This is a genomic window from Candidatus Seribacter sulfatis, from assembly GCF_964187635.1.
Lineage (GTDB): Bacteria > Verrucomicrobiota > Verrucomicrobiia > Opitutales > Seribacteraceae > Seribacter > Seribacter sulfatis.
On the sequence record NZ_CAXLMO010000015.1, the window covers coordinates 17,836 to 32,062 of the forward strand.

General features: G+C 42.1%; 13 protein-coding genes. 4 read left to right on the forward strand and 9 right to left on the reverse strand.

Going from position 1 to position 14,227, the window contains the following annotated elements; all coding sequences use genetic code 11:
- The first annotated feature begins 23 nt into the window (after nt 1-23).
- A complete protein-coding gene (locus ACKPQ5_RS01940; RefSeq protein ID WP_407677408.1) occupies nt 24-1,088 on the forward strand; it encodes an Mrp/NBP35 family ATP-binding protein in 1,065 nt (354 codons plus the stop codon).
- 26 nt (nt 1,089-1,114) lie between these two features.
- On the opposite strand, the gene rpmG is transcribed toward ACKPQ5_RS01940, so the two are convergent.
- Entirely contained in the window at nt 1,115-1,285 is a 171-nt protein-coding gene (gene rpmG / locus ACKPQ5_RS01945) for a 50S ribosomal protein L33 (RefSeq protein ID WP_407677409.1), read from the reverse strand.
- A 126-nt stretch (nt 1,286-1,411) separates the two neighbouring features.
- Here rpmG and ACKPQ5_RS01950 point away from each other — a divergent pair, with 126 nt between their 5' ends.
- Both ACKPQ5_RS01950 and ACKPQ5_RS01955 read left to right on the forward strand, forming a co-directional pair.
- Complete coding sequence (locus ACKPQ5_RS01950) at nt 1,412-1,966, forward strand: hypothetical protein (RefSeq protein ID WP_407677410.1); 555 nt, start codon at nt 1,412-1,414, stop codon at nt 1,964-1,966.
- Between the two features lies 1 nt (nt 1,967).
- A complete protein-coding gene (locus ACKPQ5_RS01955) occupies nt 1,968-2,282 on the forward strand; it encodes a gamma-butyrobetaine hydroxylase-like domain-containing protein (RefSeq protein WP_407677411.1) in 315 nt (104 codons plus the stop codon).
- 43 nt (nt 2,283-2,325) lie between these two features.
- Here the strand turns inward: ACKPQ5_RS01955 and lpxA are convergent, their stop codons facing one another.
- The 8 genes from lpxA to ACKPQ5_RS01995 all read right to left on the reverse strand — a co-directional run bounded on the left by lpxA (nt 2,326) and on the right by ACKPQ5_RS01995 (nt 13,261).
- On the reverse strand, nt 2,326-3,105 hold the full coding sequence (lpxA, locus tag ACKPQ5_RS01960) for an acyl-ACP--UDP-N-acetylglucosamine O-acyltransferase (protein WP_407677412.1): 780 nt from the start codon (nt 3,103-3,105) through the stop codon (nt 2,326-2,328).
- On the reverse strand, nt 3,106-4,443 hold the full coding sequence (locus tag ACKPQ5_RS01965) for a bifunctional UDP-3-O-[3-hydroxymyristoyl] N-acetylglucosamine deacetylase/3-hydroxyacyl-ACP dehydratase (RefSeq protein ID WP_407677413.1): 1,338 nt from the start codon (nt 4,441-4,443) through the stop codon (nt 3,106-3,108).
- A gap of 276 nt (nt 4,444-4,719) precedes the next feature.
- Complete coding sequence (locus ACKPQ5_RS01970; protein WP_407677414.1) at nt 4,720-6,237, reverse strand: leucine-rich repeat protein; 1,518 nt, start codon at nt 6,235-6,237, stop codon at nt 4,720-4,722.
- Nucleotides 6,238-6,299: 62 nt separating this feature from the next.
- Nucleotides 6,300-9,737, reverse strand: coding sequence for a pyruvate carboxylase (locus ACKPQ5_RS01975; RefSeq protein ID WP_407677415.1), 3,438 nt, complete (start codon nt 9,735-9,737; stop codon nt 6,300-6,302).
- Between the two features lie 66 nt (nt 9,738-9,803).
- On the reverse strand, nt 9,804-10,721 hold the full coding sequence (locus tag ACKPQ5_RS01980) for a prepilin peptidase (RefSeq protein ID WP_407677416.1): 918 nt from the start codon (nt 10,719-10,721) through the stop codon (nt 9,804-9,806).
- Between the two features lie 5 nt (nt 10,722-10,726).
- The gene (gene aroE, locus ACKPQ5_RS01985) at nt 10,727-11,638 is read right to left on the reverse strand and encodes a shikimate dehydrogenase (protein ID WP_407677417.1); all 912 of its coding nucleotides are present in this window, start codon (nt 11,636-11,638) and stop codon (nt 10,727-10,729) included.
- Nucleotides 11,631-12,506, reverse strand: coding sequence for a transglutaminase-like domain-containing protein (locus ACKPQ5_RS01990; RefSeq protein WP_407677418.1), 876 nt, complete (start codon nt 12,504-12,506; stop codon nt 11,631-11,633). The genes aroE and ACKPQ5_RS01990 overlap by 8 nt, the downstream gene beginning before the upstream one ends.
- Nucleotides 12,507-12,568: 62 nt before the next feature.
- Nucleotides 12,569-13,261, reverse strand: coding sequence for a YggS family pyridoxal phosphate-dependent enzyme (locus ACKPQ5_RS01995; protein WP_407677419.1), 693 nt, complete (start codon nt 13,259-13,261; stop codon nt 12,569-12,571).
- A 64-nt stretch (nt 13,262-13,325) separates the two neighbouring features.
- Between ACKPQ5_RS01995 and ACKPQ5_RS02000 the strand changes: the two genes are divergently transcribed.
- Nucleotides 13,326-14,222 carry a LysR family transcriptional regulator gene (locus tag ACKPQ5_RS02000; RefSeq protein WP_407677420.1) on the forward strand — a complete coding sequence of 299 codons (897 nt, stop codon included), beginning with the start codon at nt 13,326-13,328 and terminating at the stop codon, nt 14,220-14,222.
- The last annotated feature ends 5 nt before the right edge of the window (nt 14,223-14,227 follow it).

Below are 14,227 nucleotides of genomic sequence, written 5' to 3' on the forward strand. Positions count from 1 at the left end.
TCCATTATAGGTTCTTTTGAATTATGTCCGAACAACTTATTACCGACCTTCTCAAGCAAGTTAATTATCCTGGATTTAGCAGGGATATCGTCTCTTTTGGTCTCATCCAGGAAACGCGTTTCGAAGATGGACAAGCCTTTGTGAAGGTTGAAATCAGTACCGCGGATCCAACCCTGCCAAAAGTCCTTAAAGGCGAGATTGAAAACAAGCTCATCCAGGAAGAGTCAATACAGGGAGTAGATATTCAGATTATAGTTAAGAAACCTGCTGTTGATCGATCAACAAATGCAGAGAATAAGGAAAGTGCAGTACTCCCAGGGGTTAAAAAAATTGTTGCAATAGCGAGCGGTAAAGGCGGCGTTGGAAAATCAACTATGGCAGTCAACTTGGCCTGCTCTATTGAACAAATTTTATCCAAAGACTCCTCTGCACCAATTAAAATAGGCTTAATGGATTGTGATGTTTATGGACCGTCAATTCCACTCCTGATTGGAGCCTCAGGACAACCAAAGGCTTTGGGAGATAACTTAATTGCTCCCATCGAAAGTTATGGAATTAAGGTAATGTCGATGGGATTACTCGTGGATGAAGAAACACCCGTTGTCTGGCGCGGACCCATGGTAATGAAGACAATTCAACAATTTGCCGCTAATGTAGATTGGGGAGAACTCGACTTACTCTTAATCGATTTACCTCCCGGCACGGGAGATGCACAACTTTCCATCGCTCAGGTGATGCCACTCGATGGAGTGGTCATCATTACTACCCCACAAAAAGCGGCGGTAGATGTTGCCCGAAGAGGTGCAAGAATGTTTGAAAAAGTAAATGTTCCCATTCTCGGAGTGATTGAAAATATGAGTTTTCTTCTCAACGAAGAAAGCAAAGAGAAGTCCTATCTATTTGGTAAGGGAGGGGGCCCTATGACAGCACAAGCACTTTCAACTGCATTTCTTGGAGAAGTTCCCCTACACGAAGAAATAAGAATGGGGGGGGATCACGGGCTTCCTATTGTCGTTTCTAACCCCGATCACTTTGCAAGCAAAGCAATTACGATTGTGGCGAAAGAAATACTCTCGATTTTAAACTGAGCGAGAAAACAGCTAGAAGAGGAGGATTAGCTCTTAATTTCTTTGTGCAAAGTATGCTTCCGCATAAAACGGTTGTATTTCATTTTCTCAACCGGATCGCTTTGTAGCTTCTTATTACGGGAAGCCATGTATCGGGAAGGTTGTTTACCCTCTTTACGTGCAACTGTGCATTCAAGTATGATAGTATCTCTTGCCATAGTGTTGAAGATCATGTCTAAATAACCGAGGGTGGCAATGAAAAATTTAAGGTTTATGAATTACAAATTGCTGAAAAAAAATTTTTAGGATTTGCAAATTCAGCCTAGAATAACCATCCTTTGCTAATGGAAACTTCATCAAGCGATCATGTGAATTCTGAAAATTTACACCGAGAAATGCAACTTCGGCGTGAAAATGAATCTTCTCTTGAAGTCCCCGAAGTTGGAAATGAAAGCTCTGAGAAAGTCACAAAAGCACCTGACCCAATTCATCTCTCGGGGTCGTTGGCACAGGATGAAACTCTTGAACAACAAACACAAACCTCTCACCCAGGCATCCCTCTTGAAAGTGTAGATAATGTGGACGATGCCGGTCTTGACAGCACAAGGAATCCCGATTGGGAAGTGGTTAAACCAACTGATTTACCCAACGAACCAAAACCAAGCCAATTTCACAATGATCGATACTGGGATGAAAGAAGCCTGGATCGTGAACTTCAAGATAAAGACCTACAGCAGGAATTGATTGATCAGGAAATGGAAGACTTTAATAAGGCAGCCGAGAGAGGCGAAGATTTTAGCAGACCCAATTCGAATGAAGTACTCGATCCTTACTACCAAAGCGGTTCCGACTCCTCAGAACCCCCTTCTGCTGGAAATAGCCTAGACTCCTTTATTTAAAATGCATTCATCCCCTAGTCGGATTGATGTAATTGGAAATACTCTTGCTCTCCAATGGCCTAACGGAGAAGAAAGCTTCATTGAGGCACCTCTCCTGCGCACTCAATCACCCAGTGCAGAAAACAAAGGAGAGACTGATATTTTTGGACAGGTTAGTGGTGGCCAAGTAAAAACTGAATACCCGAACATTAAGATTATAAAAGTCTCAACCATCGGAAATTACGCCATTCGAATACTATTTTCTGATGGTCATTCTACCGGAATCTATTCCTGGGAATACCTCCAAAAATTAGCAAGTCTTAGTCACAATTCCTGATTATATTAGCCCATAAAAAAATTAGCAGGGCGAACAGAGAATATTAAGCAAGTCCCCTATTACTTTTCTCGGTAAATTGTATAATTTCTTGGGTGATTTTTTCTTCGGCTAAATTAGATCCATTCTGCAAATGCTTAACTGCCTGCCTTCGGTTCAAATCACCGCGGTAGAGAACTTTGAATACTCCCTTCGCAACATCCAAGTCAGTCTTTGCAAAGCCAGAGCGTTCCATCCCTACTTTATTTATTGAGCGAACTTCTGCCGGAGATCCATCGGCGAGCATGAAAGGAGGAACATCCTGCACCAGTTTCGAACAAGCGGAAATCATACAATGCCTCCCCAATCGACAGAATTGATGTACGCCCACGCCCCAACCAATAGTAACATGATCGTCTACCTCAACATGCCCACCAAGGGCAGATTGACTACTCATTACTAGGTGGTTACCGACTTTACAATCGTGGGCAATATGACTGTAAGCAAGAAACACATTTTCAGAACCAATCACAGTACAATCTTGACTACCTGTAGCAACATGGGCTGTTACATATTCACGGAAGATATTATTATCTCCAACCACTAACTCAGGTTCCCCACCGGTGTACTTTAAATCATGAGTTAATCCTCCAATTAATGCATAAGGATAAACTTCATTATTCTTACCCAATGTCGCTTTACCCTCAACTGTTGCATGATGCCGAATAATCGTACCATCTCCCACAACTGCGGATTTACCAATTAATGCAAATGCTTCCACGATCACATCCTGACCGAGCTGAGCTCCTTCTTCAACGATAGCAAGTGGATGAACCAATGTGGCCATTTAACTTCCTTCCCCCGCATCTACAATTGAAAACATAAGCTTTGCGGATGAAACTGCCTTCTCATTCACTTTACATTCAACGCTTGCAGTTGCCAATTTGTTCCCCCTTACCTTTTCTAAAGTAGCGGTTATGACAAGTTGATCTCCCGGGACAACCGGTTTTCTAAATTTAACCTTATCTGCACTCATGAAAAACGCCACTTTACCTTCCGAAGAACTTCGACGTAATAGTAAAATGCCAGCAGCTTGTGCCATTGCTTCTAATTGAAGTACTCCAGGCATCACAGGATGCCCAGGGAAATGTCCGGTAAAAAAGGGCTCATTGATACTCACATTTTTGATTCCAACCAAAACTTCATTACCTTCAATTGAAATTACCCGGTCAATCATTACAAAAGGAAAACGATGGGGCAAAACATCGAGGATACGTCGAATATCTAATTCGGTCTCTTCTGGAAGAACCACGGATTTATTATTTTTCTTTTCAGAAACAACTTTCCCTTCTCGCTCCATCCTTTCCCCGATCTTTTTTGTTAAATCTGAATTCAGAGAATGGCCCGGCCGAACCGCAATTATATGAGCTTTAATAGGTTTTCCTAATAAAGCGAGATCGCCAACAATATCTAAAATTTTATGACGGACAAATTCATCCTCAAATCGAAGGGGTTCCTTCGAAAGAATCTTATCTCCCTTGATTACAATTGCACTGTCAAGACTTCCCCCACGAATTTTCCCCAATTTAAGTAATTCTTCTATATCTTCGTAGACGGTAAATGTTCGGGCAGGTGCAATCTGAGCAACAAAGGTCTCAGGATCCAAATCAATCGATAGATGCTGTACGTGACTGCCACGATCATCCGCAGAGGTACATGTAATACGAAAACCGTCATAAGGAAGAGCAATCATTGAACGATTCCCTGAGGTCACAGAAAGCGGTTCAGGTAAGGTATAATACTCCCTTTCCGCATTTTGCTCTACTGGTTCTGCTTCTAAGACAAGATTGACAAAGGGACGGCATGAACCGTCCAATATAGGGGGTTCACTTGCATCTAGTTCAATGATTGCATTATCTACTCCACAACCTGCAAGGGCACTCAAAACATGCTCTATTGTATGGACCTTTGCATTTCCATTTGAAATTGTCGTACTTCTAACCAGTTCAGTAACATTACAGGACAATGGAATAATTTCAGGCTTTCCAAATAGATCAACTCGTCGAAAGACAAAACCTTGGTTTTCTTCCGCCGGTTTAATGGTAAGATTAACTTCTTCTCCAGTGTGAAGAGATTTTCCCTTTATTGAACGCTCATTTCGGATAGTTCTTTGTTTTGCAGGCATATAGAGTGGAATTTCTAAAACAAGCCTGACTTTCTGTAAAGAAGGAACATATTTTCGATGCTTGCGAAAATCTAAAAAATGTAGATAAACGACATTCTATCCTATGAAAAAACAGACTTTGTCAAAGCGATGGAAGAAAGAATATTACCGAATGGTGGACGGTATTGTTCGATCTCATGCGATACAAAAAAATTTAATGAGGCTAGTATATTTAATCTGTTTTATTACGACTGTGATTCTTGCCTCACTATTATATCTTAACTCGTAATCAAAATTTTATTTTTTGAGAAAAGGTAAGTCGTTTCGAAAAGAACCATTCATCAAAGATTTCTGCCAAGTTTGATACGCTTTTGCCTTCTCCGATTCATCTAAAGAAGAATCTTCCGCAAAATCAATCAATCTTAAATAACCATTTTCTTGGAGGTAGTGCCCAAGAGTACTATTCGAACGGGGATGGCCTATCATTGAAAAAACCAATTGTTCGGCTTCAATAACTCTTTTCTTTTGATTACCAGCGACTAAGAATACGCCAGACGAACGAATTTGGTTGAGTCGATCCTGAACAACCTGACTTTCTAGGTCCAGACAATTTCCAGAAAGTGAAAGGCGTTTTAAATTGTTAAGTGCGAGCAAAGGTTTTGCCGAGTGTATGAAATTATTGGATAGGGATAAAACTTGTAATTTATCGAATTCTGCGAGTGCTTGAAGAGTAACAATTTGGTTTCTTTGTAAACGAAGTTCTTTCAATGAAGTGAGTCCCTGAATTGCTCTCAAATCACAGATTCGGTTTTCCGCGAGGTACAAATGTTCAATTCTTGGTAAAACCTCGAGACCGTGGAGACTGTTGATGCGATTGTCAGAGAGAGAAAGCCTACTAATATTTTCGAAATTTCTCAGATTCCCAACACTTTCTAATTGGTTTCCTGATAAAAGAAGGATCTGTAGTCGTGGTAAATCATTCAGAGAATTAATTGATTTCAAAAGATTATCATAAAGATACAAATTTACTAATGTTGGGATTGATTGTAATTCAGTTAATGGATCAGTATCCCTTTTTCCATTTCCACTTTCATCCGAAATGGGTTCACCAATATCATAAATTTTGTTCTTATTTTCATCCACATATCCCTCAATTCTTCCCAATTGATTTCCTTGCGCATAGAAACTAGTCAGATTCGCAAGTGTGCTTACTCCCTCCAAATCAATTAATGAATTCCCTGACACATCTAAGTGACGTAATTGACTAAGGTGTGAGATTCCCGAGAGACCCAGCAATCGATTATTAGCAAGTGATAACTCCTGAAGTTGCCAGGGTCCCCTTTTTAAACGTTCCATCAACTCTGATAAAGTCAGAATTAACGAAGCAACCTCGCTCTTGGGAGTTTTATAATCGGATAACTTGAGTTTAATTTGGCTAATTTCATCCTGCATTTTGCGGATTGATAAGCCCACAAATGGAGATAAGTCTGCTATTTTATTTCCAGAAAGATCAAGCTTTCGCAAATGAGGTAAATCCGTTATCGGGGAAAGATCTTGGATTAAATTATCGCGAAGAACTAAAACCTTCAAATTCTTAGCTGCCTGCAGTCCAGTTAAATCCCTAATTTGGGCATTACTGAGTTCAAAATATTCTAACTTTTCGGCGACTAATTCGGATGTCAGCGAATCCCGGTCCACTCGCAAGGCTTTTGCCAGAGCCTTTTCAAGTAGAGGTTCTGGCACAAAAAGTGGCTCTGCAAGTATAGCAAGAGGGAATAAAAGAAGGGAAATCCCTACCTTGAAAAGGAAAGACATGGCTGTGTTAAAAAAACAAGTTATTTGCACCTGTTTAATAATCGACCGGTCAATTGAATTCTTTAACGCAATCGAGCAATCAAATCTTTTGATTCAACCGAATCCCCTACCTTGACTAAAAGTTCGTCTACCGTACCGGTTGCCGAGGCGTAGAGTGTAGTTTGCATTTTCATGGCCTCTAACACCGCGATTTTTTCTCCTTTTGCAATCGTCTTCCCCACGCTTGTGGAAATACTGCTGACCATTGCAGGGATTGGTGCCGCCACATGCTTAGGATTAGCGGGGTCTGCCTTTTCCCGAGCTCTCGTTTCAGCTTTAACAGATTTATCCTGCACTATTGTGCTTCGTGCTTTTCCATTTAATTCGAACGACAATGTTCTTTCTCCCTTTTCATCGGGATCTCCAATATGAAGCAATTTAATAAATAAGGTTTTTCCTTCCTCAATCTTAATTGCAATCTCTTCCCCTGGCTCAAGTCCATGAAAATAAGCGGTGGTGGGAAGGACTGAAACATCTCCGTACAAGGACCTGAAATTTTGAAAATCTTCAAAAACTTTTGGGTACATCACACTTGAAAACAAGTCATCTTGAGAAGCTTTTCTTCCCAGCTTCTTGGTCAACGCTGTTGCCTCTTTTTTGAGGTCAATCTTAGGTGCAGATGCACCGGGACGACCCCGGAGTGCTTTTCTCTTTCCCAAGATAACTTTTTGAATGGCTTTGGGCCAACCTCCCTTAGGTTGACCAAGGTTTCCTGACAATAGATCAATTACAGACTCAGGGAAACCAGTCTCAGGCGGTAAGTTTAGTAAATCTTCCGGCTTTACTCCTTTAGTAATTAGGAAAATAGCTAAGTCACCAACACTCTTACTGCTTGGTGTCACTTTCACGATATCTCCCAGCATTTTGTTTACCTCTTGATAAGTTTTAACCACATCAGGCCATCTTTTACCCAGTCCAAGCGCACTCGCTTGTTCACGTAAGTTGGTGTATTGACCACCTGGCATCTGATGTTGGAAAACTTCTGCACTTCCAAAGGGGGGCGAGCTGTCAAAAGGAGAGTAATATTGCCTGACCGCTTCCCAATAAATTGATAACTGGTTCAATGCATCCACATCCAACCCAGTAGAACGAGGTGAATTACGTAACGAGTGAACAATCGAATTTAGATTCGGCTGACTGGTGCAGCCAGAAAGTGAGGAAATAGCCAAGTCCACCACATCCACTCCCGCTTCACTGGCTTTTAAGACAGAAGCAGCAGCAATACCACTTGAATCATGCGTGTGAAAATGGATCGGTAATGAAACTTCGTTCTTCAGCGCTTTTACTAACCGGTAAGCTGCAATGGGGTGACAAAGTCCGGCCATATCCTTAATGGCAAGAATATGGGCACCCATTTTTTCTAATTCTTTCGCGAGATCGACATAATATTTGAGCGCATACTTTTCTTCAGTTGAGTCAGTGAAATCTCCTGTAAAACAAAGAGATGCCTCACATAGTGAATTTGTCTTTTCGCTCACCGTCTCCATTGCCACTTTTAAATTGGGCAAATAATTTAAGGAATCAAAAATTCTAAAAATATCCATTCCCGCTTCGGATGAATGGATGATAAATTCACGCACCACATTATCTGGATAATTGGCATAACCAACTGCATTCGAGCCACGAAGTAGCATCTGAAAGAGAACATTGGGAATTTTTTCACGCAGATGCCTGAGGCGTTCATACGGAGATTCCCCAAGAAAACGCATACAGGTATCGAAAGTAGCTCCCCCCCACATCTCCAAACTAAAGAGTCCGGAGGCCCGGCGTGCGATAAAGTCAGATACTGCGGTCATATCATAGGTTCTCATTCTCGCCGCAAAAAGAGACTGATGAGCATCCCTTAAAGTGGTGTCGGTCACCAAAAGAGACTTTTGATCCCTCATCCATTTTGAAAACTTCTGAGGACCTTTTTCAAGTAGTAAGTCACGAGTTCCCCGGGGAGGAGAAACCTTGGCATCATATTCAGGTTCGATCAATGGAAGCGGTGCCTCTATGCGTTCCCTCCCCTTCACTTGAGGGTTCCCGTTCACAATAATTTCCCCAAGGTAACTGAGTAATTTGGAAGCCCGGTCCCTGCGTGCTTTAAAGCGAAAGAGATCGGGGGTAACATCGATCATTCGAGTGGTCGCATTTCCCTCTACGAAATCCTTATGATTGATTACATTTTCAAGAAATGGAATATTGGTTTTTACTCCACGAATACGCATTTCCCTGAGGGCCCGATGCATTCGGGCCAGTGCTTGAGATAAGTTGGATCCCGAGGTCGTAAGCTTAACTAACAGAGAATCGTAAAAGGGAGTAATTATGGCACCCGTATCCCCCATTGCTCCATCCAAGCGCACACCAAAACCAGCGGCTGAACGGTAACTCAAAATCTTACCATAATCGGGAGCAAAGTCTTTCTCTGGATCCTCAGTGGTAACTCGACACTGAATGGCACATCCATTACGTGGAATATTTTCCTGGGAAGGAATTCCTATGTCTTTCCCATGTAAAGACTTGTTCATTGCCACAAGGATTTGGGAGCGGACAATATCGATTCCTGTAATCTGTTCAGTTACAGTATGTTCAACCTGAATCCGTGGATTCATCTCGATGAAGAACCATTCGTTGGTGTCTTGATCCAGAAGGAATTCTACCGTTCCTGCATTGTCATAGCCGATTTTTCGCGCAAGTTCAACTCCCGCATCACAAAGATTATCCACGACCTCCTTGGGCAAACCAATAGACGGAGCAACTTCGACCACCTTTTGGTACCTTCTTTGCACGGAACAATCTCGCTCATGCAAATGAACAATATTTCCCTTTCGATCTCCTAATATTTGAACTTCTAAATGCTTCGCACGTCCAACATACCTCTCGAGAAAAACGGATGAATTCCCAAAAGCACGTTCCGCCTCTCCCTGGGCTTCTTCGAGCATTGCTTTTAAATCCTCTTCTTTATTTACCACTCGCATTCCACGACCACCGCCTCCAAAGGCGGCTTTGATAATTAATGGAAAGCCAATTTTACGACCCCACTTGAGAGCATCTGCAGGTTTTGAAACCGCACTCGGAGTAGCTGGTAGAGTAGGAACCCCCGCCGCATCGGCAGCTTTCTTGGCGGCCACTTTATCTCCCATATTTTCAAGTAATTCCGGACGCGGTCCAATAAAGGTAATTCCCGCATCCTCACATGCACGGGCAAAATGAGCATTTTCGGATAAGAAACCGTAGCCAGGGTGAATCATATCGACACCTTTATCCTTCGCGAGGGTAATGATCGAATCGATGTCAAGATAAGCGGCGACCGGACCTTTTCCCTTCCCCACTAGATAAGCTTCGTCTGCCTTGAAGCGATGAACTCCAAAACGATCTTCCTCCGCGTAAATTGCAACAGTGCGCAGGTTTAATTCGGTTGCTGAACGAAAAATACGCACTGCAATTTCGCTACGATTGGCGACTAGGAGTTTCTTCATAAAATAAAGGATGGGGTTAGTAATCCAAACCTTATCCAATGCATAAAACTAAAGGTTTTTTCAATATTAAAAAGCTTTGAGTAAGGAAGTATTATCAAAAAACCACAAAATAGGATCAAACCAAGAATCAATTACTTCGGATGCCCCCCCAAGATAAATAATTCCACCTATCGCTAAATAAGGGCCAAACGGAACCTCGGCTCCCCATTGTAAATTCTTGTCTGAATTTTCATTTTCGGTACTTTTACTAAAACATTTTTGAAAAATCATTAATGGAAGTAATAAAAGAGTTCCCAATAATGCACCGCCAAAAATTGCAAATATTGCACCTTTCCAACCACAAAACGCACCAATACATCCCAACAATTTAACATCTCCTTCGCCCAGTGCTTCTCTCCCAAATCCAATATGGGCAAGGGTACCAATCCAATAAAGTAAAGAGGAGCCAATCAGGAGGCCTAGTAACGAATTGAAACCACTCGCAAAATGGGAAAGCCAGGTTTGATCAAATCCCATTTCATTAAGTTCTGGGAATGTGAAACAGAATAAAACGCCCAAAACCGCCCCCCCCACGCTAAACCGATCGGGTATAAGCATGGTTTCATAATCAATCACAATCACCACGATCATAATCCAAGAAAAAAGGAGCCGGGCGAGTAAAGAGACCAGATCTAAGTCGAGCGAGTATAGGTAGGCAAAATAGGCAAAGACAAGTCCCACTGAAACTTCGATTAACCAATAACGTAAAGGGATCGAAAAAGCACAACAACCAGCCTGCCCCTTTTGGTAAAGCCATGTAATTATCGGTATATTTCTAAACCACGGTATACTTGTCCCGCAGCCCGGGCAGTGGGAAGAAGGTAAGATAATGGACTTCCCCATCGGTATTCGATGGGCGCACACATTGAGGAAACTACCCAAAACGGTACCCAGTACAAAACCGAAGTAAGGTAAAACCAAGGGGGTTAGAAAAATTTCAGGCACCAGATTTAATGAGTAATTGCGGCATGAGCCCCTGAATACATCGCAGTTACAGAAATCTCCTTCCCGGTCCATATTTCCAACGACCGAACCGCCTGATGTACCAGCATTGACAATCCATTCTCGTGTGCCATTCCCCGTGCTTTTGCATCTCTAAGCAGAGGGGTTTCGGCAGGATTATATATCATATCATATACCCGTGTGGATTCTGAAAAATGGGCAAGGGACAGGGGAGAAGGGTCACCTTCATTTAAACCAAGTGAAGTTGCATTGATGATGACGATTTTTTCATGATTATAAATTTCGGGGGCTATTTGACTGATTTCAAAGGGAATCACATTTTTTACATCAAATGACTTACTCAAATTCTCTACCAGTTCACCAAGCCGATTAGAGGAACGGTTTCCAATCCATATTGTAGGACATCCCCGAGATAAGGCCTGAGCGGCGGCCGCTCGTGCTGCTCCACCGGCACCAAGAATTAGAACAGGAGTTGATTCTAAAGAAACTGCCAATTCTCCAGCCAACGCATTCTCGATACCATATCCATCCGAATTAAAGCCCTGCCATTCCTGCCCATTGAGCATCAAGGTGTTGACGGCTCCGATACTTCGAGCCTCCTCGTTGATTGTATCAAGCAATGAAAAGACCTCTACCTTATGTGGAATGGTAAGGTTTAATCCCCGATACCCGCACTCCCTTAGACATTCTAACGCGGGACCTAGATTCTTGGATTCAACTTCTACTTTATGGTAGACCCAATTTGAAAAGGAAGGAAAGCGAGTACACAGTTCGGCGAGAGCCGCTTTATGTAGTTGAGGACTGATCGAATGCGCAATTGGCGAGCCTAAAACTGCCAAGCCCACTTGTCCGCGAGGGAGGGGAACGAGATCCTCAATCAATAAAGGTGCCTCAGGCATTAGTCTCTCTTTGATGAACCCGCTCAAATTCATTTACAAAATTTTGAAACAGAATCGAGTTTTCCTCATCTCCCAATTTAGCGTATTGTTGAACGAGATTTCGGCACCCTCTCGTTAATGTTTCTGCTACGGTTACCGGTAAAAGATAGGAGCCTGAATTTTCGATAGAAGAATCATCAAGGAAGTCTTCCATTTGTTCGATTTCCAAGAATTTACCACCCGACCAGGCATCGATATAAAAAGGCTTATTATCTGAAAAACAACCCACCATAAAACGTCCGGGTAAGCCAATAGGTTCGAGTTCCAGCCCAATTCGCCTGGCCACCAAAAGGTACACCATGGAGAGGGTAATGGGTAAGCCCCTTCTTCTTTCCAAGACACAATGCAAAAAACTGTTTTGAGGATCCGAAAAGTCCTTACTTGCCGCACGAAAATTAAACTCATGAAAAAGGACCCGGTTCAAAACCGAGCAAATTTCCTTCGAACTATGGGGAGGAAGCAAAAGCTCTCTGGCACGATCAGCTAAACGATCTAAAAAGAGAGTGGAAGAAGAAATGTCCAAACCTGGAAAAATAGTTCGATCCAATAAGAACCAACCAGATTCAAGCTCGTACCGTAATGAACGTATAAAGCTAAGAAAATCGCCTACCCCATCAACCCATCCCAGTTGAACGAGGAGACTATGAGCATGCTTAGCTAAAAGATTGTCCGGTTCCCGCATTACTTGTTCTAAGAAGCGAATCCCCTCATTCGGACATTTGGTAAGATAATCAATCAAACCTTTACGAACGACCGGGCTTTCATCATCCAATAATCGACGAACTTGATTCCAGCTATCATCGTTTTTTACTTTTAAACCTTTCTTCATTTAAGTGCCAATATTTGCGCCTTCCATGAATCGGGGCAAGCCTAGTTCTATATCCAAAAGATTCAAGACCTATGCCCAAAAAGCCCCGAACCCACACGAATCATGGTACTACCTTCCATTACTGCTTCCTGTAAATCTCCGCTCATTCCCATTGAAAGTTCGGTTAAAGGAAGGTTGAATTGAGAAGACAATCGATCTCTTAAAATTCGTAATTTTGAAAACGCATCCCTCGCAATAGTAGGTTCATTGGGTGCAAAAGGAGCAATTGTCATTAAACCCTCAATTCTAATCGTAGAAAAACCCATGGCTTCTTCCAGTAGGCTCTTACATTCCTCTTCTGCAAGTCCAGCCTTAGCAGGGTCTTTACCGGTATTGACCTGAATAAAAATACCCAATTGATCATTCGATTTTTCTAACGCTTGATTCAACTTGTTCAAAACTTTGCTCGAATCCACCGTTTGAACCCGAGAAAATCGACCGGCAACCAGCTTGGCTTTATTACTCTGCAAATGCCCAATTAAATCCCAATTGATTCCTTCAATTCCAACTTGCTTTTCAATTGCTTCCTGGACTCGATTTTCACCAACCCGCGAAAAACCGGCTCTCTGTGCGTAGTGAACCGCTTCAATTGGCCAATTTTTAGTGACTGGAAGAATTTGAACCTCTTCAATGGATCGATTGGCAGAGCCACATGCATTAGCAAGCTGCTCTTGTAAAAGTTCCAAGTTTTGCCTGAATTCTGCTTCCGATATCATCTTAATTATTAGTTTTTTGAATATTAGGTTTGATAATCATAAGATCAATTAATATCTATTATACATGCATATACAAAACTTCAAAACATTTTGCGATTTGGTTGAAACACAAAGTTTTTCAAAGGCAGCACGACTCAACGAAGTCACACAATCTGCAGTAAGTCAGCAATTAAAAGCGATGGAGAATTATTATGACATGCTGATAATCGATCGAAACCAGAAGAAATTTCGTCTCACTCAGCAGGGAACCACTCTTTATAAAACCTTTAAGGAAATCCTCACCCTCTATGAACGCTTAAGTTGTGAAATTCAGGAAATGAGAAATGTGGTGAGTGGTTCGATCCAAATCTCGACTGTTAACAGTATCGGACTCCATGAATTACCGCCTTACTTAAAGTCATTCATGAAGGAATTTCCGTCGGTAAACGCAAGGGTTGAATACAGGCGGGCAAACTTAGTTTATGAAGATGTATTACATGGGACTGCAGATATTGGCTTGGTCGCCTTCCCCGTGAAGCATAAAGAACTCACGATTATTCCATTTGCCACCGATGAATTAATTGTGGCAATGAATCCAAGTCATCCATTAGCGGCGAAGGACAGTCTATCCATTGAGGAACTGAAAGAGGTTGAATTCATTGCATTTGAAAAAGATATTCCCACTCGAAAAGCGACTGATCAAATTCTCAGAAACGCGGAGGTAGAAGTCTCCATCGTAATGGAATTTGATAATGTAGAAACTGTAAAGCGGGCATTGGAAATCAATGCCGGAGTCGCGATCATTCCCAAAAATACCGTTGCTAATGAAACCGATCGAAAGCAATTGGTTACTTGCCAGTTGGATGAAGGTAAGCATATCCGACCACTCTCTCTCATTCACAAAAAGACACGTATGCTAACTCCCGCCCTTCGATCCTTTATCGAAACAATGCTACACTCTCCTTCTCATAAGGAGGAATAGTTTAA

Excerpts from the sequence above, each read along its gene's own strand:
- ACKPQ5_RS01940 (WP_407677408.1), top strand. The coding sequence starts at position 24 with ATGTCCGAACAACTTATTACCGACCTTCTCAAGCAAGTTAATTATCCT.
- rpmG (WP_407677409.1), bottom strand. The coding sequence starts at position 1,285 with ATGGCAAGAGATACTATCATACTTGAATGCACAGTTGCACGTAAAGAG.
- ACKPQ5_RS01950 (WP_407677410.1), top strand. The coding sequence starts at position 1,412 with ATGGAAACTTCATCAAGCGATCATGTGAATTCTGAAAATTTACACCGA.
- ACKPQ5_RS01955 (WP_407677411.1), top strand. The coding sequence starts at position 1,968 with ATGCATTCATCCCCTAGTCGGATTGATGTAATTGGAAATACTCTTGCT.
- lpxA (WP_407677412.1), bottom strand. The coding sequence starts at position 3,105 with ATGGCCACATTGGTTCATCCACTTGCTATCGTTGAAGAAGGAGCTCAG.
- ACKPQ5_RS01965 (WP_407677413.1), bottom strand. The coding sequence starts at position 4,443 with ATGCCTGCAAAACAAAGAACTATCCGAAATGAGCGTTCAATAAAGGGA.
- ACKPQ5_RS01970 (WP_407677414.1), bottom strand. The coding sequence starts at position 6,237 with ATGTCTTTCCTTTTCAAGGTAGGGATTTCCCTTCTTTTATTCCCTCTT.
- ACKPQ5_RS01975 (WP_407677415.1), bottom strand. The coding sequence starts at position 9,737 with ATGAAGAAACTCCTAGTCGCCAATCGTAGCGAAATTGCAGTGCGTATT.
- aroE (WP_407677417.1), bottom strand. The coding sequence starts at position 11,638 with ATGCCTGAGGCACCTTTATTGATTGAGGATCTCGTTCCCCTCCCTCGC.
- ACKPQ5_RS01990 (WP_407677418.1), bottom strand. The coding sequence starts at position 12,506 with ATGAAGAAAGGTTTAAAAGTAAAAAACGATGATAGCTGGAATCAAGTT.
- ACKPQ5_RS01995 (WP_407677419.1), bottom strand. The coding sequence starts at position 13,261 with ATGATATCGGAAGCAGAATTCAGGCAAAACTTGGAACTTTTACAAGAG.
- ACKPQ5_RS02000 (WP_407677420.1), top strand. The coding sequence starts at position 13,326 with ATGCATATACAAAACTTCAAAACATTTTGCGATTTGGTTGAAACACAA.